This window comes from Acutalibacter sp. LFL-21 (assembly GCF_025630755.1).
In the GTDB taxonomy this organism is placed as follows: Bacteria; Bacillota; Clostridia; order Oscillospirales; family Acutalibacteraceae; genus Acutalibacter; species Acutalibacter stercoravium.
Genome location: NZ_JAOTNT010000002.1, coordinates 143,411 through 166,781, shown reverse-complemented (window position 1 = coordinate 166,781; position 23,371 = coordinate 143,411). Strand labels below are relative to the sequence as shown.

Annotated in this window: 17 protein-coding genes and 2 pseudogenes; 2 read left to right on the top strand and 17 right to left on the bottom strand. The window is 54.1% G+C overall.

Translation table 11 applies throughout. The features are described from left to right. Window positions 1–104: 104 nt before the first annotated feature. From ODJ80_RS03075 to ODJ80_RS03030, 11 genes and pseudogenes are all read right to left on the bottom strand, one after another. Entirely contained in the window at window positions 105–458 is a 354-nt protein-coding gene (locus ODJ80_RS03075; protein ID WP_002578763.1) for a cysteine-rich VLP domain-containing protein, read from the bottom strand. A gap of 174 nt (window positions 459–632) precedes the next feature. Then, complete coding sequence (locus ODJ80_RS03070) at window positions 633–1,358, bottom strand: DUF4366 domain-containing protein (protein WP_002578761.1); 726 nt, start codon at window positions 1,356–1,358, stop codon at window positions 633–635. Between the two features lie 2 nt (window positions 1,359–1,360). Beyond that, a complete protein-coding gene (locus tag ODJ80_RS03065; RefSeq protein WP_002578760.1) occupies window positions 1,361–1,612 on the bottom strand; it encodes a DUF4315 family protein in 252 nt (83 codons plus the stop codon). A 12-nt stretch (window positions 1,613–1,624) separates the two neighbouring features. Beyond that, window positions 1,625–1,945, bottom strand: a pseudogene (locus tag ODJ80_RS03060) (C40 family peptidase); the annotation flags it as partial. Then, window positions 1,902–3,737, bottom strand: coding sequence for a VirD4-like conjugal transfer protein, CD1115 family (locus ODJ80_RS03055; protein WP_263040874.1), 1,836 nt, complete (start codon window positions 3,735–3,737; stop codon window positions 1,902–1,904). The pseudogene ODJ80_RS03060 and the gene ODJ80_RS03055, both read right to left, overlap by 44 nt. Further along, the gene (locus ODJ80_RS03050; protein ID WP_002578750.1) at window positions 3,724–4,119 is read right to left on the bottom strand and encodes a PcfB family protein; all 396 of its coding nucleotides are present in this window, start codon (window positions 4,117–4,119) and stop codon (window positions 3,724–3,726) included. Before ODJ80_RS03050 ends, ODJ80_RS03055 begins: the two co-directional genes overlap by 14 nt. A 138-nt stretch (window positions 4,120–4,257) precedes the next feature. Continuing rightward, window positions 4,258–4,716 (bottom strand): antirestriction protein ArdA, encoded by a 459-nt coding sequence (locus ODJ80_RS14150; RefSeq protein WP_257376154.1) that lies wholly within the window; start codon window positions 4,714–4,716, stop codon window positions 4,258–4,260. Between the two features lie 137 nt (window positions 4,717–4,853). Then, window positions 4,854–4,967 (bottom strand): annotated as a pseudogene (locus ODJ80_RS14145) (antirestriction protein ArdA); the annotation flags it as partial. A gap of 1 nt (window position 4,968) precedes the next feature. Beyond that, window positions 4,969–5,310 (bottom strand): DUF7768 domain-containing protein, encoded by a 342-nt coding sequence (locus tag ODJ80_RS03040; RefSeq protein ID WP_002578748.1) that lies wholly within the window; start codon window positions 5,308–5,310, stop codon window positions 4,969–4,971. A 302-nt stretch (window positions 5,311–5,612) separates the two neighbouring features. Further along, on the bottom strand, window positions 5,613–7,079 hold the full coding sequence (locus ODJ80_RS03035; RefSeq protein WP_263040873.1) for a ParB/RepB/Spo0J family partition protein: 1,467 nt from the start codon (window positions 7,077–7,079) through the stop codon (window positions 5,613–5,615). Window positions 7,080–7,133: 54 nt separating this feature from the next. Further along, window positions 7,134–7,625 carry a leucine-rich repeat domain-containing protein gene (locus ODJ80_RS03030; protein WP_263040872.1) on the bottom strand — a complete coding sequence of 164 codons (492 nt, stop codon included), beginning with the start codon at window positions 7,623–7,625 and terminating at the stop codon, window positions 7,134–7,136. Window positions 7,626–7,830: 205 nt separating this feature from the next. Here ODJ80_RS03030 and ODJ80_RS03025 point away from each other — a divergent pair, with 205 nt between their 5' ends. After that, window positions 7,831–9,480 (top strand): ATP-binding protein, encoded by a 1,650-nt coding sequence (locus tag ODJ80_RS03025; protein WP_263040871.1) that lies wholly within the window; start codon window positions 7,831–7,833, stop codon window positions 9,478–9,480. A 28-nt stretch (window positions 9,481–9,508) separates the two neighbouring features. Here the strand turns inward: ODJ80_RS03025 and ODJ80_RS03020 are convergent, their stop codons facing one another. The 6 genes from ODJ80_RS03020 to ODJ80_RS02995 all read right to left on the bottom strand — a co-directional run bounded on the left by ODJ80_RS03020 (window position 9,509) and on the right by ODJ80_RS02995 (window position 19,876). Beyond that, window positions 9,509–10,219 carry a LytR/AlgR family response regulator transcription factor gene (locus ODJ80_RS03020; RefSeq protein ID WP_263040870.1) on the bottom strand — a complete coding sequence of 237 codons (711 nt, stop codon included), beginning with the start codon at window positions 10,217–10,219 and terminating at the stop codon, window positions 9,509–9,511. 639 nt (window positions 10,220–10,858) lie between these two features. Next, on the bottom strand, window positions 10,859–12,076 hold the full coding sequence (locus ODJ80_RS03015) for a tyrosine-type recombinase/integrase (RefSeq protein ID WP_263040869.1): 1,218 nt from the start codon (window positions 12,074–12,076) through the stop codon (window positions 10,859–10,861). Window positions 12,077–12,947: 871 nt separating this feature from the next. Then, on the bottom strand, window positions 12,948–13,340 hold the full coding sequence (locus ODJ80_RS03010) for a helix-turn-helix domain-containing protein (RefSeq protein WP_263040868.1): 393 nt from the start codon (window positions 13,338–13,340) through the stop codon (window positions 12,948–12,950). Window positions 13,341–13,490: 150 nt separating this feature from the next. Next, window positions 13,491–16,271, bottom strand: a complete 2,781-nt coding sequence (locus tag ODJ80_RS03005; RefSeq protein ID WP_263040867.1) for an S-layer homology domain-containing protein — start codon at window positions 16,269–16,271, stop codon at window positions 13,491–13,493. A 1,085-nt stretch (window positions 16,272–17,356) separates the two neighbouring features. Beyond that, window positions 17,357–18,574, bottom strand: a complete 1,218-nt coding sequence (locus tag ODJ80_RS03000) for a tyrosine-type recombinase/integrase (protein WP_263040866.1) — start codon at window positions 18,572–18,574, stop codon at window positions 17,357–17,359. 957 nt (window positions 18,575–19,531) lie between these two features. Next, on the bottom strand, window positions 19,532–19,876 hold the full coding sequence (locus tag ODJ80_RS02995) for a helix-turn-helix domain-containing protein (RefSeq protein WP_263040865.1): 345 nt from the start codon (window positions 19,874–19,876) through the stop codon (window positions 19,532–19,534). Window positions 19,877–20,370: 494 nt separating this feature from the next. Here ODJ80_RS02995 and ODJ80_RS02990 point away from each other — a divergent pair, with 494 nt between their 5' ends. Then, the gene (locus ODJ80_RS02990; RefSeq protein ID WP_263040864.1) at window positions 20,371–23,370 is read left to right on the top strand and encodes a DNA-directed RNA polymerase subunit alpha C-terminal domain-containing protein; all 3,000 of its coding nucleotides are present in this window, start codon (window positions 20,371–20,373) and stop codon (window positions 23,368–23,370) included. Window position 23,371 lies beyond the last annotated feature (1 nt).

Below are 23,371 nucleotides of genomic sequence, written 5' to 3'. Positions count from 1 at the left end.
TTTGACAAAGCGGGGGCGGGACATAGAAACATACGGCCCGCCCCAAAACCGGCCCCGGAAAGCCTTGTGATCAGCGGGTTTTCCGGGGCCTAATTTTCCACACATCACCTCCGTCTTTTCCGCATATACTCCCGCTTTTGCCGCCGCAGGGCGATCCGGGCGCAGGACTCGGAGCAGTAGGCCATGCGCCCATCCACGGGGACGGCCCCGCCGCAGATGGGGCAGGGCTTAAACTCCGGCCTGGGCCCCTCAGTCAGCAGGGCGGCCTCTAGCGCCGGGTCAAGGGGCAGGACGGCCTCCCGGAAGTAGCGGCAATAGGCCCCCGTCCAGCATTTGCCGAACATATAACATTCGCACTCCAGCGGCAGGCACCCATATTCCTTGTCATAGTTGGCGCACCACTTCACCACCAGGGCGCGGATAGCGGATTTTTCCTTGCGGGTCAGTTCGCGGGCCACCCCATCACCTCCCGGCAGGGGCTTTCAAAAGTTCCCGGTAGCAGGACACACAGCCGATCCCCCGCCAGTAGGGGCACCCGGAGCACCGGGAGCCCCTGGGCGCTTTGGGGACGGAGGGGGCCAGGGGCCGGGGCCTCTGCTTCATCATTTTTTCGTAGGGACTATTGGTAAAATTCATCTTTCCTCCTCCTCGCTGTTTTCCTCGTCCTCGTCCCAGGGCGGGCCGTCGTCCTCATAGTCCTCGCCGTAGTCCTCCTCCGGCTCGGCGGCCTGCTGCTGTTTGGGCCGGATCACCTTGAAATAGAACGCGGCCCCGCCGCCGATCCCGGCCACCGCCAGGATGAGCAGGAGCGTCCCCATGCTGCCGCCTGTTTCCGGCTCTTCCGCAGGTTCCTCGGTTTCCGCAGGCTCCGGCTCCACCCCGGCGCAGTCGGCCATACTGATGGAGCAAACCGGGCAGGCCGTGTCAATGGCGCCCACAGCGCACTTTTCCCCGCAGGTGCAGGCCGGAAGCTCCACCCCCGCAGCTTTCACAGCGGCCAGCAGGTCGGCCTCGTCCACCAGGTTCAGGAAGTAGGTTTCATATTGTTCGCCCTCCTCGTCCACGGGCTTGTCGTAGTCAATGACGAGATAGAAGGTGGCCCCGCCGCTGGTCTGGACGGTGATAAACTGCTTATTGGTGTTCTCGTCATAGAGCAGGTCGCGGGTCACAAAGCCGCCCTCCTCCGAAAAGCCCTGGCCCGGCTCTATGGTAGGCTCCGGGGCCGGGGTTTCCATTGTGGGATCGCCGTGATTGGAGCCCGCCCCGCCGTCCGCGTAGGCATAGGCCGGGACAGCGGTAAATCCGCATAAAAGAACAGCGGCGCAGAGCGCCGCCGTCAAAGACTTCCATCGTTTCATATTCAGTTTTCCTCCTTTTCCGCAGGCCCCGACTTCTGGACACTTTGTCCAGAGGTGCCCTCCCGGAGCTGCTGAAGCACCAGGGGCAGCTCCTCCAAAGAAATGCTCAGGCCCCGCACGATGTCCACGATCTCGCTGTTTTCGGCCTCCAGCTTATTTTTCTCCAGCTCCTTGAGCCGGGCCTGCTGCTCGTTGATTTTGGCCTTGACCTTTTCGATCTCAGCCTGGATTTTTTGGCTTTTGCTTGCCGCCATAGATACCTCCAATCATGGTAAACGCCCGTAGGCGTAGAAATGGGACTGCCAGTAATTTGTGTTCAAATTCGCGTAGCTGATGGGATCGCCACAATGGATCATCATCCCGTCCCCCACATAGATGCCACAATGGGAAACGCCGGTTGTATCATAGGTGCCCTCGAAAAAGACCAGATCGCCGGGGCGGGGTGCGCCGGTGGGGGTGCAGATGTTGTAAAGCCCCTGGGCCCCCAGGCGGCCCACATCCCAGCCGGAGTGATTGATCACCCAGGACACGAAGCCGGAGCAGTCAAAGGAAGTGGCCGGGGAACTGCCGCCCCACACATAGGGATATGGGCCCTGTGTCTGTCCCGTCTGCCTCGTACACCTCACAAGCCTCGTTCAGCCCAGGCCGCCTGCGGCGGTTGATGAGCTTATCAAGGGAAAAGGCGTTTTTCACTTGATCGGCCTCAGCCGTATATTTGTAGTTCGGGTGCTGCTTCAAATCGTACTTTGGGGAATAGAACGGGGGCAGGCCCCGGAGCTGCAAAATGCACCTGTCGCCGGGCATGGTAGCAAGCTCGGCGGGGGTCATCAGCTCCCGGCCAAGTCGCTGGGTGTTGAGGTTGTAGCTTTCCGACTGGCCTTTGGAGCGCCCGTCCGTCTGCATATAGATCGTGGACTTCCCCAGCCAGTTTTCCGAAATCTCCTTAATGGTGGAACTTTCCCTGCCGCCCAGGAAAACAACGCTGTCCATATTTCCCATGATCGTTTCCGCGTGTTTGTCATAAATGGCCTTGCACTGTGCCATCTGTTGGTAAAAGAGCGTCAGCGATATTTCACGGGAGCGGATAACGGCCACCAGCTTTTCCAGATTGGGCACCTGCCCTGTATTGGCCGCCTCGTCCCACAGCACCCGCACATGATGGGGCAGGCGGCCCCCGTGAACATTGTCCGCCCTCTCGCACAGCAGATTGAACATCTGCGAAAAGGCCAGAGCTACAAGAAAGTTGTAGGTTGGCGTGGTATCGGAAATGGTGAAGAAAACCGCCGTTTTCCGATCCCCGATGCGGTCAAGGGCCAGCTCGTCATAGCTCATGATCTCCCGGAGCTGGGGGATGTCAAAGGGGGCCAGCCGGGAGCCGCAGGAGATCAAAATGCTTTTGGCCGTCTTGCCGCTGGCTAATTTGTATTTTTTGTACTGCTTCACCGCAAAGCAATCCGGTTTGCGCTTTTCCAGCCCCTTGAACATATAATCCACCGCGTTCATAAAGTTTTCGTTGTCCTCTTTGACCTCCATGCCGGAGATCATATCCACCAGGGTATTCATATTCCGATCCTCGGCGGGGCCCTCGAAAATGATATAGGCGATGAGGGCGCAATACAAAAGCGTTTCCGCCTTCGTCCAAAATGGGTCGCCCTCTTTGCCCTCGCCTTTGGTATTGGCTATGAGGGTATCGACAAACTTTAGGATGTCGGCCTCGCTGCGGATATACGACAGAGGGTTATAGTGCATACTTTGGGAAAAATCAATGGAATTGAACACCTTGATCCGATAGCCCCGCCGTTGCAGGAAAGCCCCCACCTGGGAGAGCACCCCGCCTTTTGGATCGACCACCACAAAGCTGCACCCGCCCTTTTTCTTTGCGCTGGCCTGGAGAAGCTGCGGGGTGAGCCAAAACCGTGTTTTGCCGGAGCCGGACGAACCGATCACACAGGCGTTAAGATTGCGGGCGTTGGCCGGGTTTTGGGGGCGAGTGTTCATGGTGAGAAGCTCCGTCCCGGTGAGAATGACATTGTTTTCAAAGACAGGATCGACGAAAGGGGCTATATCTTTCGGACAGCCCCAGCGGGCTGATCCGTACTCCTCATCCCGCCGAAATTTTTTGGCGTTCTTGCTTTTTACATAGATCAGCAGCCGGAAGCCCACCGCGCCCACAATGCCGATGAGCCAGTCAAAGGGATCAAGCCCCGGCGCGAGATCGGCAAAGGCCGGGCCTACCGTCTGCCCCAGGCCCATGAGCTTATGGGGTAAATCCGCGCCGGCGGCCAGCCGGTAGGCCGTCCCCAGCTTCAAGCAGGCCCACAGCACAAACAAATAGGGGATGTTTGGTATCACATATTTTTTTACGCTATCTGTCCTCATGCACCGCCTCCTTTGTGCGTTCCAGCTTTTGGGCGGGCTGGCGGGCCGCTTCTGCGGCGGCCTCCTTGATCTGCTCCCGGATGGGGGCCTTTGCGGATTTGGTGCGCTTTAGCAGCCGTTTGGAATATTCGGAGAAACAGGCTGTGATCGCGTCGGCCTGCCCCGCCTTGAAGAACAGTAAGTGTTTATCCGGCGCGACTTGATAAAAGGCATAGTCCACATTCCATTTCCGGGCCACCCGGTCAAAGAGGGCCGGGGCCTCCACCTCGATACTGTTGGTGGCGGCCCCGTGGCCCATGAGCTGCCCCACCGTCTGCCTGCCGTGGGGCGTCTGTTTTGCCCGGTGGTGTTTGGCGATCTTCCGGGCAATCGCTCCCAGCACACAGGCAAGCCCCCGCGCCGTGAGCTTGCTTGCCTTGATAGATACCGCTATGGTTCGCCTGGAAATATCTTCATCTACCAGCCAAATCCCTCCTTCCCATGAAAAAAGCACCTCTGGACAAAGTGTCCAGGAGTGCCGCTATCGGTCTGAATGGCCTTGCTCCGGGTTGGGGCGCTCCGCCGCCTGGGGGAAACGGCCAATGACTTCTTTGTAAGCCGCCATCTGCTCCCGGATGGAGAGCCGCGGGTAAGCAAAAACCTTGTGTTCGGCGGGAATGTCCTCCCGCCCGTGGTAGTATTCAATAAACTGGCTGCCATTGGGGAGGAAAAAACCACCTTTGACAAAGCTGCCATCCTCATTGATCCGCATATCCCGGCCATACGCCTCATAATCGAAATAATCCCGCAGGTTTTCGGGAATGTCGATCATCTCCATGTCCTCCGCGTAAATACGGCCCAGGGTTTCATCATCGGACACGCCGATATAGAAATCGTAGCAATCCAGGTTTTCCGCAAGGTTGATAAGGTCGCCCGCGCCGGAGGTGTGCTCGCCGCTGGCGACAGCCGCCTCAAACTTCTCCAAATCGCTTTTGTCCAGCTCGGAGAGCAGGCAGGCCAGATGGTTGAGCTCGTCAATGCTTTCGTATTCCCCAGGCAGGCATTGAGTTCCGGCAGGTCGCCGCCATAGTCGGCAATAAAAATCTCCTCATAGCGGATATTGTCAATGCCGATTTGTTTTAGGACTTCCTGTACCTCCTCCCTGGTGGTGGGGAATTTCAGAAGTGAGCTTGCCAGTTCGCCCTCGTTGTATTTCCCAAGATTGGTGACATACGCCTCGATCACCGCCATATCAGCGTCGCCTCTGGCCCTTGACAGTGAGGATGCCGTCCAGGGTGGTGGCGGTGATCCCAAGCCGCTGGGCCACCGCGATGTCATTTTTCACCGCTTCATCGACATGGCTCCCGCATACTACCAGCACACGGGAGCGCCGGAGCAGGTCGCGCCCCATGTCAATACCGCTTTTATGCTCCTCCGGCACCGCGTCATTGAGGAACAGCGGCAGATAGAGCATCGGGCAGATGGGGGAATACCCCGCATCGTAGACAATACGGCAATATTTAGCCGCCTGCTCCATAACCTCGCACTCGCCGCCGCGCCATGCGGCGGTCACATACGCAAGGGGTCGTTTCATAATCCAAACCTCCGTTTCTTTTCCTTATATATAGGTAGGGTCAACCCTATCCCCCGCCCTTTCCCTATCCAGGGAAAGGGGGCGGCTCTGGAGGATATACCCCCGCCGCTCGCCGGGAATAGCACAGCCGGGGCAGACCGTAAAGGGCAAGCCGCCGCAAAAGCGGCGGGCGTTCCGCCCCTTGACGGCCCACTCCCGGCTGTGCGGCGTCAAACCCGGCGACGGGGGATATATCACCGCAGAGCCCATCCCAAGCGCGGAGCGCATACCTCTGGACAAAGTGTCCAGAAGCAGGGGGCCGGTCACTTGTCGAGCTCGTTCTTCTTCTCCGGCTTTGCCAGTTCGGGCGGCTGCTTCTCTTTCCACTCGTCCAGCAGGGCCATGATCTGTTCTTTCATTTTGGCAGGAGTGATTTCCTTGCCGAAATACTTGTTGAGTTCGTCGGTACTGATGATCACGTTGTCAACCTCCCTTTTTTCTTCGCTTAAAATGCCGTCGATCACATCTCCGTTGAGCAGGCCCTCCTGGTCGAGCTCCCGGAGCCGCTTTGCCTGTTTGACCGAGGGGGAGGACTGCTCCCCATCAATAGACACGGCGATGAGCCGCTGGTTTTCCGGCTTGATATACGACAGCTCCACGGCGGGCATAAAGCCCATATTTTTTGTGTCTACCTTTTCCAGAAGCTCCGGCACAAGATGGTTGAGCCGGACATAACGGAGCACCTTTTTATAGTTCATATCATGCTCCTTGCCCACGATCTCCACCGAGAGCTTACCCAGGGCCTCCGCCTCCTGGTCATTTTTGGGCCGGGCCCCCTGGCGCTTGATGGCCTCCAGCTCCAAATCCAGGAGTTTTGCCAATTCGCTGGGGAGAGGGTCGCCCCGCTGCTTGTTGCTGTTCTTCATTTCCCGGACAGCCTCAAGGTCGGTCATCTCACGGACAATACAGGGGATCTCGTCCAGGCCAGCCCGCTCACCGCCATGACAGCGGCGATGTCCCGCGATGATCTCATAGCCCTTGCCGTCCTTTTCCGGGCGGACGGTGGCCGGGGTCATAATGCCGTGTTCCCTGATCGTCCCCACCAGATCGTCCATCGCCTTTTCGTCCTGCACCTTGAATGGGTGATCCCGTAAAGTATGGAATGGGTGAAGCTCCGACAGCTTCAAATAGACGATTTTGCCCTGTTCCACCGGGCGGGGAGGCACCTCCGGCGTGGGCGGCAGCTTGATCTCCGGGGTAGGGGCCTCTGCCTCCTTGACCGGGGCGGGCTTGCCCTTTGGGACTTTCACACCGGGCCCAACACCCCCGGAACCTGTTTCCTTGTCCTTTTTTCCACCTCTGGACACTTTGTCCAGAACACCGGGGGCCGGGGACTTGCCAAGGGCCGCCTTGTCAGCCTTGGCCGGGCGGCCCTTGCGGGGCTCCGGCCCCTTTTCCGCTTTGCCGCCCTGGGGGTGATCCTGTTCCTTTGGGGGACGGCCCCGGCGCTTTGCCGTTTTTTCCTCCGGCTCCACTTTTTTATCCTGGTTGAGGGATTTCCCCGTCTTTTCAGCCTCGACCTGCGGCGCAGGCTGGGCTGGAGCGTCCTTGCCCATACCGGGGATCACAGACTGCTCCGGCTGGGGTGCCGGGCCGGTGCCAGCAGCGGGCCCCTCTACCTCTTCCGGGACAGGGGGCTTTGTTACAGCCTGGGCGTCCCCAGCATGGCCCCCGCCAGGGTGATCCAGGACAGGGGACTCCGGGCCTGTTTTCAGTTTGTCATCTGCCATTCGCTAACCTCCTTATTTTGAAATGAAAAAAGCCAGACCTCCCGGCCTGGCTAACTAAAAAACTTTCCCTCCTTTCTCTGTCCGGCCCATAAAAAAACGTCGCTTTTCACAAAGAAATAGCGACGTTTTAGTGTAGGTTGGCTCGGTTTTGTTGTGTTTTATGATTATACCCTTGTATAAAAACCTAAGGCTTGTGCAGTTATAAAACGCGTAATTCCCAATGGAGGTAACGCTGGCCGGGATTTTGATAGAAGTAAGGCTTTTGCAGCCCGAAAACGCGGCATCCCCGATGGAGGTGACGCCCTCCTCGATGATTACCGCATTAATTTCATTTTTCCGGTTGTCCCATGGCCACTCACTGGCACTATAGTCCGCTGGCATGGGACCTGTGCCCGAGATGGTGAGGGTGCCGTTATCATCCAGCGACCAGGATACGTTTGAATCTCCAATTGTTCCGCTCTCCTCCGCCCCCGCCAGGACGGGCAGCAGGAACAGGCACAGGAACAGGGCCAGAAGCACGCCCCCAAATTGACTGATTGTTTTCATGGGTACCTCCCCTTCCTGCGGTTAGGCAAGGTTTTTTCCTTTGCCAGCCACTTGGTGTCCACTATTATTGTAGCAGAGTCCTTTCCACCGGGGGTATAGCCAGTTAGGAAGAAAACCTGTCGAGTTAGGAAGAGACGGCGGTCTGGGCATTGCCTTTGGCGGCAGTATCTGGTAAAGTAAAGACAGTGAAAAAGAGGTGTTGCCTGTGAAACGGCTGAGCAAAGCGCTGTATGCCCTGGCTTTTCTGGGGGTGTGCGCCGGAGCGATGGTTTTTCTGCATCTGTTCACCCAGGCGGAAAGCGGTTTTTCCTACCCCGCCTGGGAGGCCGGGGCGGTGGTGTCCCCCGACGGGGCAGAGACAGCCTTTGACCCCGCCGCCCTCCCGCCGGAACTGGAGCCGGGGGAGGCTTACCGCTATGCCCTGACCCTGCCGGAGGGCCGGAGGAACGGGGAGTTTCTCATTTTTGAGACTGCCGGGCTTGCCATTTCCGCCTATCTCGACGGCCAAGAGCTGTGGCGCTCCGCCGCGGTCCAGCCACCAGACACCGCGAACCAGAGCCAGGCGCAAATCGCCCTGCCCGCCGGAGGCGGCGAGACGCTGGCCATGGAGCTGTCCCCGCTGTCAGACACGGCGCTGGTGCCGCCCATACTGCGGCTCTCCTATGATCCCACCGACCAGGCCGGCACCATCGCCTACGCCAACTATTACGGGCTGGCCGCCGGAGCCTCCGCCCTGGCAGCGGTGCTGCTGTGGGGGCTGTTCCTGCTGGGGCTGGCCCACGGCAAGCGGAACTGGACGCTGCTTCTTCCCACTCTGGCGGCGGTTTTGCTGACGGTTCACCGGCTGGCGGTGGGATACGGGGCCTACTTTCTGCCCCAGGCGCTCCAAGGGCCGCTCTCCAGCCCGTGGCTGGAAGGGCTCACCGCCCTGGCTCTGCTGGCGTATCTGCTCTTCCACCGGGAGCGGATCTTCTGGAAAACCCTGGGGCTCCTTGCCGCCTGGAGCGCCGGGGCGCTGGCGGTGGCGGCGCTGGTCTCCCATCTGCGGGATGGGTATCTGGCCCAATACCTCTCATTCCTGGCAGCCCAGCTTCAAGGGGGGTTCCTGACCGGCACCCTCTACTGGCTGATCTGGTGGCTGGTGCTGGTGTGCGCCGCTCTCTCCGCCTGGGATCTGGCCCGGTCCATCGTCCGCGCCCAGGGGACAGCCCAGGCGCTGGCGCTGAAAAACCAGCTGGTCATGGAGAACTACCGCTCTATGGAGGACAAGCTGCGTGAGAGCGCAAGCCTGCGCCATGGTTTTTCCGCCCAGGTGGCCGTGCTGGACGCCGCCGTGCGGGAGCGGAACTGGGAGAGCGTGGAGCGCTGCGTGGCCGCCTGGAAGCGGGACACCAGCCAGGAGACGACGCGCTTCACAGAGCACACCGCCGTCAACGCCATTCTGCAGGACGCCGCAGGCCGCGCCAGGGAAGCGGGCGTCAGATTCGAGGCAACGACGATCATCCCGAAATCCATCCCCATCCCGGACGAGGACATCTGCGCCCTGCTGATCAACATACTGGACAACGCCTTGGACGGGGCGTCCCGCACCCCGGAGGGCCGGGAGAAAATCATCCGTTTCCGGATGCGTGTGGAGGGAAAGTTCCTGCCCATCCTGTGTGAAAACACCTTTGACGGCCAGGTCGCCACGGATGCGGGCGGAGGGCTGAAGACCACGAAACCGGACCCAGCCTCACACGGCTTCGGTCTGGCGCAGATGCGGGCCGTGGCGGAGAAGTACGACAGTGTCCTGAGCGTTAGCTGGACGGACGAGTGGTTCACCGTCCAGACAGCCCTCCAATTCCCGGAAAAATAAAGAGAGGAGGCGCAAGCCCCCTCTTTTTTTACGTATTCAGCCTGCGCACGATGGCGTTTTGAAAGTCGGAATAGAAAGTGCGGCTCATGGGTAACCGGCTGCTGTCTTTCAGCAGCACCCCTGCGTGGGTGGCCCGCTCCACCCAAGTCAGATTGACCAGGTAACTCTTGTGGCAGCGCTGAAAGGCGCCGGCCGGCAATAACCGTTCGGCCTCCGCCAGCGGCATGGCAAAGCTCTGCTCACCGTCTCTGAGGTGGACAATGACGCCGTGGTTCCGGCTCTCCAGATAGCGGATTTCCCCCATCGGGAGGGGGACGGCTTTTCCGCCCCGCTGGAACAGGATGGCCTGGGCCCCGTGCCTCTCCAGCGCACGGCCCAGGGCGGCCTCCAGACGTTCCCGGCTCACCGGCTTGAGCAGGTAGTGAAGGGGGTGGGCTTCGTACCCGGCCAGGGCGTATTCCGGGTTGCCGGTGATGAAGATGACCCGGTCCCGGACGCCTTGGCCGTAAAGCCACTGGGCCAGCTCTAAGCCAGTGGTGCCCTCCATTTGGATGTCCAGAAGATACAGGTCAAAGGCAGCCCGCTTTTCCTCTGCCGCCTGCCGCAGCGCGTCCGCCGAGGAAAAGGACACGATCTCCGCCTCCACACCCTGGGCGGCAAAAATGTCCCGACACAGAGCGGCAATCTGACGGCGCTCCACGGCCTCGTCCTCGCAGAGCGCCACACGGTAAACCGGCACAGCAATCATCTCCTATCAAATCTCGCTCTATTGTAGCAGATGACGGCGCAAGTTGCAAATGGCCTAATCCCGCGAATTTTAAGGGCCTGGGTCAAATTTTTTCGCCCGTTTTCCTGTTTTTGCCTTCGAAAATTCTCTCACAGCACCAAATCAGCACCGCTCTTTTGAGACTTGGCTGGGAGAATTGGGCAACATCGGCCCTCCCCTGCTCGCTGTGGTCTGTTCCCACATCCACTCCAAAACCGCGTGCCGAGGGTTCAAGTCCTTCTGCCCCTGCCAAAAAGTCAGGTATCGCTTCTGCGATACCTGACTTTTTCGTTAGTGTGCGGTAGGATTTGGCAGCGAGGTGCGCCCGCAGGCCCGCCTGCGGTGCGTGTCGTGGGGGCCTGCAGCCCGGTGGGCTGCGTCCAGGCCCGACCGAGGCGGCAGCCGAGACAAGTCCGTCCCACGAATTCCTCCTAGCTTTCCGGTCTTTTCTATCCGTTCGCACCTGTTCGCAACCGTTCTCATCCCCTCCAGCACCCGAAACGCACCCGGTTTCGCCCTTTTTGGCCTTTTCCGGGTGCGTTTTTCTCTTTTTCGTTGTTTTTCGGCTGCAAAATTTTTGTCCTGGTTTTTGTGCATTTTGTCGCATAGCGTTCACAGATTGAATCCATCCGTGATACCATGTAGACGAGAGGTGTCCTTTTTGACGTAGTACAACTCAGTAATTTGTGAAGTGCTGTGGCCTAGCAAGTCCGCTACCTGGCGAGGCGTGAGAGACTTTATGGAGCCGTCCGCCTGCTTTATCCCATTCACCAAGCTGGATGCGAACGTATGACGGAGTGAGTGCAGGCCCTTCTTTTCTATGCCAGCTGCTGCTAAAATGCGGTAATAGCGTTTGCGGAAATTCACGGGCCTTGTGTAGTTGCCGTACTCGTCAGGTACCAGGGGTGTGTCCTCTCCAAAGTAGGCTTCCTTTCGCAAGTCTTGTATCATGGAGATAGCGGCGTTGTTCAGCGGGACGGTTCGCTTGCTGGTGGCCGATTTCAGCTTGCCGACTTTCACGTCGCGCCCCGGTTCGGCTTGCAAGCCATCCCTGCGCCACACTTCTTTCACGCCACGCTCCAGGTGGAGGATTCGGTGTTCCAAGTCAATATCGCTGTTGAGCAGGCCTAGCAATTCTCCCGTCCGCAGGCCGGTGTTCAGCATGAGGATGTAGGCCGCCGCCTGTTGGTATTTGCGTTTCCCATTGGCGAAAGTGGCGAAGGCCTCCCGCTTAAACTTGGCAATCTCCACGGGTGTAAACACCGTGACAGCCTCCTGATCCGGCACACACTCTCTGTCTTGGGCCGCCAGGAAGTTGGCACGCTTCATCATGGGAACGCTCTGCATGGGATTCTTCTGGAGGAAGCCTTCCTCGGTTAAGTAGCGGAAATACCCGTTCAAGAGGATATGCACTTTCTTCACCGTGGTGTAAGCATAGCCCTGCTCCATCCAGTGGTTGAGAACAGATTTCAGATCGGCTGCGGTGATGTCCCCCACAACTTTGCCCCCAATGAGAGGGAACACCTGGTGCTGGGCCGTGCATTCCAGGCGGTCGTATGTTGTCCGCTCCACCGAGGGATATTTGAAAACTTGCAGCCAATGGGTTAGGCTTTCTTTAATGGTCTTTTGAGATTCGTCCGAGTTACGCACCTCTTCGTTGAACTGGGCGATGTAATTGGTGATCTTCTGTTGGGCTTCGGTCTTTGTCTTGCTGGAGAATACTTTCCGTTTCTTCTCTCCATGCTCGTCAAAGTACCAGATGACACTTTGCCATCTTCCGTCTGTCCGCTTGAAAACATTGCCGTTCGTTGTGAGACGTTTCTTTGGCATGGTTGGCGGTTCCTCCTTCCGAGTGCTTTGTTCAACCACCAACACTACTCTAGAGGGTTGCCCTATGTCCAGATCAATGTTTCAACTCAGATAGAGAAAAAACTCCCTGCCTTTTGGTGGTTTTACACCTACCTTGAGCGGGGAGTTTTACGAAGTCCTTTTCTTTGTTTATGCGGCGCAAATTTTGAGGTGGGGCGCCCTTTTTTATACAGAGGAAAAGAAGAGTTTTTGAGGGGGGCGGGGCTTAGCCCCGCATTTTGCGCCAGGCTGGACAGCCAAGCGCTCTGCTTGCCCTGCCTAAAGGCAGGTATTTTCTGCTTTTTACACTACCGCTACTGACCTCTATATGTCCAGCTTTTTATTCTTACATTTTTGTGACGATGCTCTTGGGGTACTAGGTCTTTATTTTTCAGCTTTCATCCTTTCAAGAGTTTCCTCCGGTGGCTTTTTACCAGGGCTGGCTCTCGCTCAACTTGATTCGTTGGGTTTTTAATGCAGAGAAGCCCGATGCTTTTCCGCAGGAAAAGACGGATACTTCGTATCCGAGGGCTTCTCTTGGCAGTTGCCCGTGGCAACTGCTGCTCACACGGCCTCAACAGAGCTGGTCTGCAGCTTCGGTGGTGTCGTTCCCCTACCCTGCCTCCAAAACTGCACACAAGGCCGCACAGGGCCGGGTTTGATTTCTCCCCAGAACGAACTTACCCCTCCCCCTAAAGGGGGAGGGGCTGGGTATCATCTTGGTTGGGTTCGCCCTGCTCGCTCACAACCGGGCTACGCTGGCCCAACAGGGCCGGTCTGGGGCTTCGCTGGTGTCGTTCCCCTACCCGGCCTCCAAAACCGCACACAGGGCCACACAGGGGCGTGTTTGGTTTCACCGTCTTTTCCTGGTGCGCTTCTTTTGCGGCAGTCCTGCCAACTGGCGTTCCAGGTGGTAGTTGACAGCTTCTTGAATGGGAAGAATCGTGTAAAGCAGCGTCCCGTTTCTCGCAGTGCCGTCCAATGTCCACACCGTTGTCGGCAGGGTTTCGATGAGGCGTTTGTCCTCCAGCTGGGTTATGTACTTCCTCACCGTGTTAGGGCTCATGCCGGTTCGTTCCCCAATTTTTCGGAAGCTAGGGTAGCAAACGTGTGTCTCCCTGTCCTCACAAAAAATCAAGTATGCGTACACAGCGATCTCCCCGGCGCTCAATCCCAGAGTAAAGATCTCGTTTGGCAGAAGAAAAAATCCTCCCTGCCGTGGTTTTCTCTTGCAAGTCCTTTTCATATTTTTTCAGCTGGCCTCCTTCCCGCTTTTCAAATTTCGTTTTGCGAAGTCCTTTTCTTTGTTTTATGCGGCTCAACTTTTGCGTGGGGGGTGACCCTCTTTTCCTGATATGCAAAAGGCCGGGATTGCTCCCAGCCTTTGCATAAACATTCAGTTTTTCACCAGGTTCTGGTCGAACCGCATCAAGATGCTGGCGGCTTGTGCTCTGGTTCCAATGCCTGCGGCATCGATGGTGCCATCGTCGTGGCCGTTGATGAGCTGGTTCCCGTTGGCCCAGGACATGGCTGCTTCCGCCCAATCTGCCACGCTGCCGCTGTCCGGGAACGTGGATAGGTCACCCGCTGCCGTTAAGTCATAGCCCTTGTGCTTGGCGTAGTTATAAAGCATCTGGGCGAACTCTTGCCGGGTGATGCTGGCACTGGGGTGGAAAGTCCCGTCCCCATACCCAGTGGCCACGCCGGTGAGCCTGGCCCAGTACACCGCATCGCCGTACCATTCCTCGGCGTTTACGTCCTCGTAGGGATAGCCCAGGTTCTCATCCGAGATGTCCGGCTGGCCCTCCAGGTTATAGAAGATCTGCACGGCCATGGCCCGGCTCAAGGTGCCGTTGGGCTGGAAAGTGGTGGCGCTCATCCCCTCCATAATGTCGTGGAGGTAGGCGTAGCGCACGGCACCTTCGTACCATGTGCCGCTGGTCACGTCCGTGAAGGGCAGCTGGTGGCTCTTTTCGTCAATCACGATGGCGTACTGGCTGGCGTGGGTCATTTTTAGGCTGGCGGTGCCGTCCTCCTGAATCTCCCCGGAAGTCTCATAGGACAGGCTTTCCGCGTCCTCATTGTAGTGGTAGAGGTTGGCCCAGCGGCCCGCGTTCTCACGGCCCAAGGGTGCGGTGAGGGTGAGGGCGAAGCCAAACTCCCCGTCGTGGGCCAGGGTGATTTGCACGCTGCTCACTTCGCCGGTGATGGCGTTGATCACATCCACGTCAATGCCCGTGGTGTTCCGATCCACGCCGAAGTCCATATCCGCAAAGTGGGTGGCGGTGGGAACGTCATTGCCCTCCACCGTCCAGGAGACATTGCCGCCCATATCCAGAATGACGGTCACGTCCCGGCCCGCGATGGTCTCCCACACCTCGCCGGGAACTTCCGTCTCGCCGTTCATTTTCACGGTCACCGTGTCTCCCGGCTGGGCGTTTGCCAGCTTCCGGGCCACACTGGTCCAGTTGGGCTTGCTGGGCGGGATGTAGGGCGAGTCGTACTGCCAGTTCGCCGTAATGGTGGTATCGGCTGCGGGCATGGTAAAGGTGGTGCTTGCGCTGGAAGCGCTGGCAAAACTGCCGCCATTTGAGGAAGTCCAACCAGCAAAGCGGTAATTGCTGCGGCTGCCTGCGTCGATCGGGACAGCTGTGCCCTCGGTATATTCACCGTCGGCTGTGCTGCCGCTGCCGCCGTTCAAGTTGACGGTGAGGGTATAAATGGCGGGTATTGTGATTTTCAGCGAACTGCTCACATTCCCCACCGCGTCCTTTGCCACGATGTAAATATCTTTTGCGCCCGCACCCGAAAGGCTTGTAAGGGAAATGGTATTCTCGCCGCTGGCGCAGGAAGTTCCCGTCCCGGCGGTGTTGATGGTCGGGGCGGTCGTGCCGCTTTCCACGACTTCATAGAAATATTCGCCCGCCTCGTCGCTGATAAACTTCACGGTGGCGGTGGTTTCGCCGGTGCGGGTAGCCGAGCCGTTGGAAAGCGTCGGTGCGGTGGTGTCAAATTCCCAAAGCAGGCTGGCATAATCGGTCATTTTATCGCCGTTGTACTGCTCGTTGAATACATACAGCTTTGTGTTCTCGTCCAAGGTCACACCTTCAGGCAGCGCAAGGCTTGCCCTTCCGTTTGCGCCATTGGTCGTATCGTCCAGCTTCAAAATGCGCCCGTAATGGGTGATTTCGCCCTTATCCTCGATTACAACGGAAATATATTCATTCGTCCCGGTCTGTGCGTTATTGTAGGAAAACGATACGGTATTGTTTTCCTTTTTCGCGTCAGAAATACTAAAGTTTTTGTGGTTGTCGTCCAAAAGGGTCAATTTCCACTCGTTGGTATCCGTATCGTTAATTTCAAAAATCGCGTCGGCGCCTACGCCGCCTTGATTACCGCCGCTTGCAGCGGCGGTAGATTTGCCGCCTTCGGCGGCAGATGTGAAGAGGACAGAGTTCAGATTTAAGTTAAAAGCGGGGCGCGCAGCCCAGTCGTAGGGCACATTGCGGAAGTACACGTCGCCGATATCGATGACGAGGCCCGCATAGGACGTAAGGTAGGCGTAGGGAGAGCGGAGCCACCAATAGCCCGCGATCTGCTCGGTGTCTGTTGCACTTAGTCCCGGTGCGCCATCATAATCTCCTACATAATCGGTCAGTTCCCGGGCAGACAGGAAAAACATCTTATCCTGTTCCGTCAAGCTGCTTGCGCCCCAAGGAACGGAATATAGAGTTTCGCTGCTGTCCTCCTTTGCAATGCCCTGCATGGCGCTTTGCTCCGCTGTGGAAAAGTTGGACGAATTGGACGCAAAGTCTGTACACCATTTCTGTGCGTCGCTGCCCTGCCATACATTTGAACTGTCATCAAATTGAGTGTCTCCTAACAGATACTCCGACAGCAGGAACATTCCGCTTGTCGTGCCATTATTTGCCTTGTCCGCGTCCAGCACCCGCCACTTAATTGGCTCTGACTCGTTCACGCCAAAATAGATATAGCTGTTTGGGGTGTAGTATGTATTTCCCTCTGCTGTTGGGTCTTTGATCCCGCTTGTCCCCAGCATGATGGTATTGTCGCCGTCCAACGCAAACGCGGTGGTGGGCAGCAGGGCCACCAGCAGGGCCAGGCACAAGAGGAACGCGCTGATACGCTGGGGGAATGTGTGGGTAAATCGCCGCATGAATTGCCTCCTTTGGGTACCCCGGTGGGGGTGTAGGTGTGTGTTCGTTCTCAATCGGCTAAAATTCTGTTGGTAACTACCAACAGAAAAGGCCATGGCCTTTTCGCTTCAACTGTTTGGGGTGGGCAATGCCTTTCCCCTACATTGTACCACAGCCCACACTGTTTGGAAACAGCTGCGGGGAATTTTTATTTCTGGTCCGGCTGCCGGTTGACAGTGGCTTGCCTGCTGAGTATAATAAAGACAGAAAGGGCGCTGTTGCAGTTTGCGGTTAGCCCCTGGTCAGACAAAGATTTTTGGATCTATGTTGACCGTTCGGATGCCAGCCGAGCGGTCAACACGCTTTTGGGGCAAACACTATGGCCAGCGCCAAGGCGATGACCAAGCATATTGCAAAGCGCAGAGCTTTCGCCCCGCGGTTGTTTCCCATAAGCATCACCCCCTCTCTGCGTTGAGTAGAAGGGAGTGGCTAACCGCCTGCCTGCAACAGACGCCCGCCGGGTTTCCCCGGCATTTTTTATTATACGGACGTTGTCGATTTAAGTCAATGTGTTTCCTGCTTTTGCGGGGATTTTCCGCTCTTTTTCGCCTGTTTTGGCTCGGATAATTTCCTCCCAGCACCAAACCAGCACCGCTGTTTCGGGACTTGTCTGGGAGAACCGGGCAACACTGCCCTTCCCCCGCTCTCTGGTGTGCTTCCCCACATCCACTCCAAAACCGCGTGCCGAGGGTTCAAGTCCTTCTGCCCCTGCCAAAAAAGTCAGGTATCGCTTGTGCGGTACCTGACTTTTTCGTTAGTGTGCGGTAGGATTTGGCAACGAGGTGCGCCCGCAGGCCCGCCTGCGGTGCGTGTCGTGGGGCGCTGGTCGCCTGTGGCGAGACAAGTCCGTCCCACGATTTCCTCCTAGCTTTCCGGTCTTTTCTATCCGTTCGCACCTGTTCGCAACCGTTCCCATCCCCTCCAGCACCCAAAACGCACCCGGTTTCGCCTTTTTCTGGCTGAATCGGGTGCGTTTTTCTCTTTTTCGCTGTTTTCTTGCCGCAAAATTTTTGTCCTGGTTTTTGTGCAACCTGCCGCATAGTGCTCACAAGTTAAAGCCGTCCGTGATACCATGTAAACGAGAGGTGTCCTTTTTAACGTAGTACAACTCTGTGATTTGGCTGGTGCTATGGCCCAGCAGATCTGCTACTTGTCTGGGGGTCAAGGATTTTATTGTGCCGTCCTCTTGCTTGATGCCGTTCACCAAGCTGGAGGCAAACGTGTGCCGTAAACTGTGCAGGCCCTTTTTTTCTATGCCAGCCGCTGTTAAAATGCGGTAGTAACGCTTTCTGAAATTCACGGGTCGGGTGTAATTGCCGTGCTCATCCGGCACCAGCGGTGTGTCCTCGCCGAAGTAGGCTTCCTGCCGTAAATCTTTTATCATGGCGATGGCTGTGTCGTTCAGTGGTACCGAACGTTTGCTGGTGGCTGATTTCAGCTTGCCAACTTTCACATCCCGGCCTGGCTCGGCTTGTAGGCCATCCCTGCGCCAGACCTCTTTCACTCCACGCTCCAGATGGAGGACTCGGTGCTCTAAGTCGATGTCACTGTTGAGGAGGCCCAGCAGTTCCCCCGTCCGCAAGCCCGTGTTGAGCATGAGGATGTAGGCCGCTGCCTGTTGGTATTTGCGTTTGCCGTTGGAGAATGTAGCAAATGCTTCCCGCTTGAATTTGGCAATCTCGGTTGAGGTGAACACTGTCACGGCCTCCTGCTCTGGCACAAACTCCTTGTCCTGGGCGGCTAAGAAGTTTGCTTTCTTCATCATAGGGACGCTCTGCATGGGGTTCTTTTGGATGAAACTCTCTTCTGTAAGGTAGCGGAAATACTCGTTCAAGAGGATATGCACTTTCTTCACGGTGGTGTAGGCGTAGCCCTGCTCCATCCAATGGTTCAGCACGGATTTTAGGTCGGCGGCGGTGATGTCCCCCACCATCTTGTCCCCAATCAGCGGGAACACCTGGTGCTGGGCGGTACATTCCAGCCTGTCGTATGTGGTGCGCTCCACCGAGGGGAATTTGAAAACCTGCAGCCAATGGGTCAGGCTGTCCTTGAGCGTTTTCTGTGACTCGTCCGAGTTACGCACTTCCTCATTGAACTGGGCAATGTAGTTGGTGATTTTCTGTTGTGCTTCTGTCTTGGTTTTGCTGGAGAACACTTTTCGTTTCTTCTCTCCGTGTTCATCGAAGTACCAGATGACGCTTTGCCATCTTCCGTCTGTTCGACGGAATACGTTACCGTTAGTGGTCAATCTCTTTTTCGGCATCTTGCTGCCCCCTTTCTTTAACCACCAACACTACTCTAAAGGGCTGACCTATGTCCAGCTCAATGTTCCAAACCGGGCGGAGAAAAAACTCTCCGCCTTTTGGTGGTTTTACATCCTCTTTGGGCGGGGAGATTTCTTTGGGCCTATTCTTTGTTTACTCTACCGCAATTTTTGAGGTGGCCACAGTTTTTGGACAGAAGAAAAAATAGGCAACCTGGTTGGATTATTAAGCTGCATTTTTACTCAGCAATTTGGTTGCTAAATAAGGGGGCCACGGGGCTTAACCCCGCTTAAATGTGCCTGGCGGACAGCCAGGCGCTCTGCTTGCCCTGCTGAAGGCAGGAAACTGTCACAACCCCTATCTTGACACCGTAGAGAATGGCTCTACACTGGGAAAATCTGGCATTCACGACACCCAGTTTGACGCCAAGGCCCCAAAACCGACCCCTAAAAATCGGAAAATTGACGCCTTGCAAAAATCCCGGAGTGGTCGGCTCTGCCGGCCACTGTGAGCCCGGGTAGGCGCCGTTCTTAGGCGCCTACCCTTTCACCTGCTCCTTTTTCACACCCTCTTTTCACTGCCTAATATTTCAACAATGTACGTTGCCCACAGCCCTCTCCAAACCCATTTTTTAGTTGGGGAGGATTCTGCATCCATCGAAGTTATCCCGTGCTCCAATGCGCTGCCTTTGCGGGCCTTGCTGGGTCTGATTTTCTTTTTCTGCCTGCTCTCTGCCCCTTTTGTTTGAATTTTCACCAGAGAGAAGCCCTGTGCTTTTCCGTAGGAAAAGACGGATACTTCGTATCCGAGGGCTTCTCTAGGCAGTTGCCTTTGGCAACTGCTGCTCACAACTGGCTCACACGGCTTCAACAGGGCCGGTCTGGGGCTTCGGTGGTGTCGTTCCCCTACCTGGCCTCCAAAACCGCACACAGGGCCACACAGGACCGAGTTTGGGTTCACCGCCGTTTCTTAGTACGCTTCGGGTCTGGCAAAGCTGCCAAGTCCTTCTCCAGCTTGTAATTTACCGCCTCTTGGATGGGACGGATGGTAAATCGCAGTATCCCGTTCCTCACCTCGCCGGTTTTAGTGCGCACCTTGGTTGGTTCTACATCGATAAGGCATTTTTCCTCCAGCTGTCGAACGTACTTTGCAACCGTGTTGGCGCTCATTCCGGTGTGCTGGCTTATGCGTCCGATGCTGGGCCAGCACTGGTGCGTTTTCCTGTCCTCACAGAAAATCAGGTAGGCATAGACCGTCATCTCACCTGAGTAATGGCCCAGTGTGAAAATGGCATTGGGCAAAAGAAAAAATCTTCCCCTCCGGTGTTTTTGTTTGCAAGTCTTTCCATATTATTTCAGTCTCTCTTTCCCGTTTTAGAAGTTTGCTTGCCAAAGTCCTTTTCCTTGTTTACCTCCTGCAAATTTGGAGGTAAGATATTCTAGCTGAATGGATTGCCAACAAAACATCCGCACGGGCTATATAGTTAGGTCAAAGAGTTTGTTAACAAGAACTTGACACTGCTTTTCTTCTCCAATATAATTGTCATAAGCAAGGAAACACCCGACAATTTTTGTAAATCATATAATAATTCAAGACTTGTCTACGGAAACTTTTGTTACATATACCAAATTTTGTTGTAATTTAGATACTTGAAATACAGCTTTCTTCAATTAGGCAGTTCTTGCTTTGCATTATCAAGTTTTCCAACTTCATCTTCGTTTTTTCAAGGGAGTTTAGACAAAATAAAGTAAAATTAGTAGATATTGCTAATTTTAAAAGGAAGGAATCATCTATTATGACGTATGTAACACCTGAGGACAGCATTTCCGTCCTCTCCTTGCCCGCTCGAATTTACAATTGTCTTCGTCGTAACGGAATAGAAACCGTTGGACAGGCTCTTGATGTTTCTCCTGATGAATGGAAAAATTTCCCAAGCCTTGGCAACAAATCTATTCATGAACTAGTTAGCACATTGGAACATTTGCGCAACGGCTTGGGAGATTTCGTTCTAGTAGATTCAGACCAACGTCCAATTCTCCCAAAAGAAAACAATCTCTCTTCAGCTCCAGCAGCAGGAGATTATCTTGAAGAGTTTTCAAAGCGCACAAAGAATAGATTTCATCAACCATTGGACGGAACCCTTTCAGATGCTTACTCAAAACTAAATACAATCTATGTAGAACGAATGGGACTTAATGTACGTGCAGTAAACGCACTGATTAAAGGGGAAATTTATACTGGAGCGCAGTTAGTAAGCACTACTCCAGAAGAACTTATGCGGCTACGTAATGTAGGAGCAAAAACAATTAAAGTTATTCTTGAAAAGCGTCAAGAACTATTGCAAAAATTTGACTTTGAAACTAGGGAAGATGATTCGCTGGACGGAACCCTTTCAGATGCTTCCTCAAAACTAAATACAATCTATGTAGAACGAATGGGACTTAATGTACGTGCAGTAAACGCGCTGATTAAAGGGGGAATTAATACTGGAGCGCAGTTAGTAAGCACCACTCCAGAGGAACTTATGCGGCTACGTAATGTAGGCGCAAAAACAATCGAAGTTATTCTTGAAAAGCGTCAAGAACTATTGCAAAAATTAGACTTTGAAACTAGGGAAGATCATCCGCTGGATGGTTTTGTTTCTGAACTTTCCCGCTTTACTGCTATAAGTAACGCCATAATTCTGAAAGAAATGGTTATCTGTCAAAGGGAGCATCCAGAACTATCTGAAAAAGAATTGATCCCCTATCTTTGGGAATGTCCAGAAATTCATCAGGGAAGTATCCAGGCTATTCTTCGACTTTTAGATGTACATGAATCCGGAACCAATATCTCCACGCTTTTATCAGTTATGCCCTCTAAAACCCCCAGAGAAGTTCTGGATAGTCTACTGTCGGAATTAGAGAGTCAGAAAAAAATTTTACTGCAAGGGGAATATATACAGTTGCGCTTTCCCACGATAGTAGAATACGCACAAAGCTTTTCGGACAACCAGAAACGCGCAACATTACTGGCAAGGCTTCACGGAGAAACTCTGGAGCAAATTGGAGAGCTCCTTCAAATCAGCAAAGAACGTGTAAGACAAATAATAAATACTATGCTGTCTAGACGGCCGAAACTTCGCGAAGATTGCTATCTTCCATTATTCGAGCGATATGAGTTCTCCTATGAAGAATTTCATTTAGCCTTTGATGAGCCTCCAGAGGTTTATAACTATCTGATAATAGTGCGATCGAGTAAAAACAACCAGCGAATGCCTCTCGATGCTATTTTAACTGACACTAGTATTCCTGAATCTTTTCGTCGAAAGGCAGAGCGCGCAATCTACCGACAATACGTCACAATAAATGGAGTGCGCATCAAAAAAGAGACTTTCTCGTTAGTACAATATGTTGTGCAAACATATTGCCAAGAATTGACCACAATGGAAGAGTTTTTACAGTGGTATTATTTGCTTTTAGAAACCATTGGTGCAGCAGATGAACCCAAGCTTGCAATTGACAAACGAACTTATGAAAACAAGCTCAGTCAAAATGATTATGTTCTTTGGAGCCGAGGTCACCGTTTCCGCTACTACCCTATTATCCAATATGACTACAGAAATTTAATAGAAACCTTAGCTTTAGATCAGTATGAAAACATTGAGTTTTCCTCACTTAAGTTGTTTCGAGACAATCCAGAGTTGATGGAAGAATACGATATTCACGATGAATATGAGCTACATAATCTCTTGAAGAAAATCTTATCTACCGCTTCTGAGTCAAAAATCCACTTTAAGAGGATGCCCACAATTGTGATTGGCACACCCAACAGAGATCAACAAGTGATCGACCTTTTAATGCAATGCGCTCCCATTGCAAATACCGAGTTGGCAAAAAAGTACGAAGAACTTTACGGAGTCCGTTGGGACACTGCTTTAGCAAATTACTTTACCTGTATCACTTGTTTCTTCTACAATGGCATCTACCGAATTGACCTGCCGGCCTTACCAGAAAACCAGCATCAGCGGATTGCACAGCTCCTTACAGAGGATATCTATACACTGTCAGAAGTCAAGCAAATTTATCTCCGGGAATATCCAGACGGAAATTTAGCCTTTATCAATTCTTTCACCTTAAAAAATCTCGGGTTTCATGTCTATATAGACTACATTGTATCAAATCGTTTTTCCAATGCCTCTGACTTTTTTTATCATTTACTAGCTGCAAATGATTTAATTGATATAAGGCCAGTTATTGAAAAAGGCGGCAAATCTTTTTATAACAATATTCACAATACTATTTACGAGTTAGAAGCAAAGCGAGAACTCATTGAATATCTTCCCCAGCAGTACATTCATATTCGGCGACTTAACCGTAACGGTATTTCCGCCTTGGATTTAGAGGACTATTCTGCTTCTGTTGCAAAGAAAATCCCCAGTGGAGACTATTTTACCATAACCTCTCTCCAGCAGGATGGTTTCTCACATTTTCTGGAGGAAACTGGATTTGATGAATGGTTTTTCTCATCTATTCTAGCGAAAGACAAAGAACATTTTTCACACTATAAAATTGGTAAAACGAGATTATTTCGTCGTGGAAAAAAAGCATTTTTATTTATTGATTTTTTGCAGTGGTTGTTAGAACCAACTGGAAAAATGGATATCTTTGACCTTTGCGAGTTACTTGAAGAGCATTACAATATTCATATAGATATTTATAATCTTATATCAATTGTCCGTTCCTCCACTCTTTACTATGATGAGATAATGGAAGCAGCCTATATTGACTATGACACATATTTTGAGGAGGTATAAA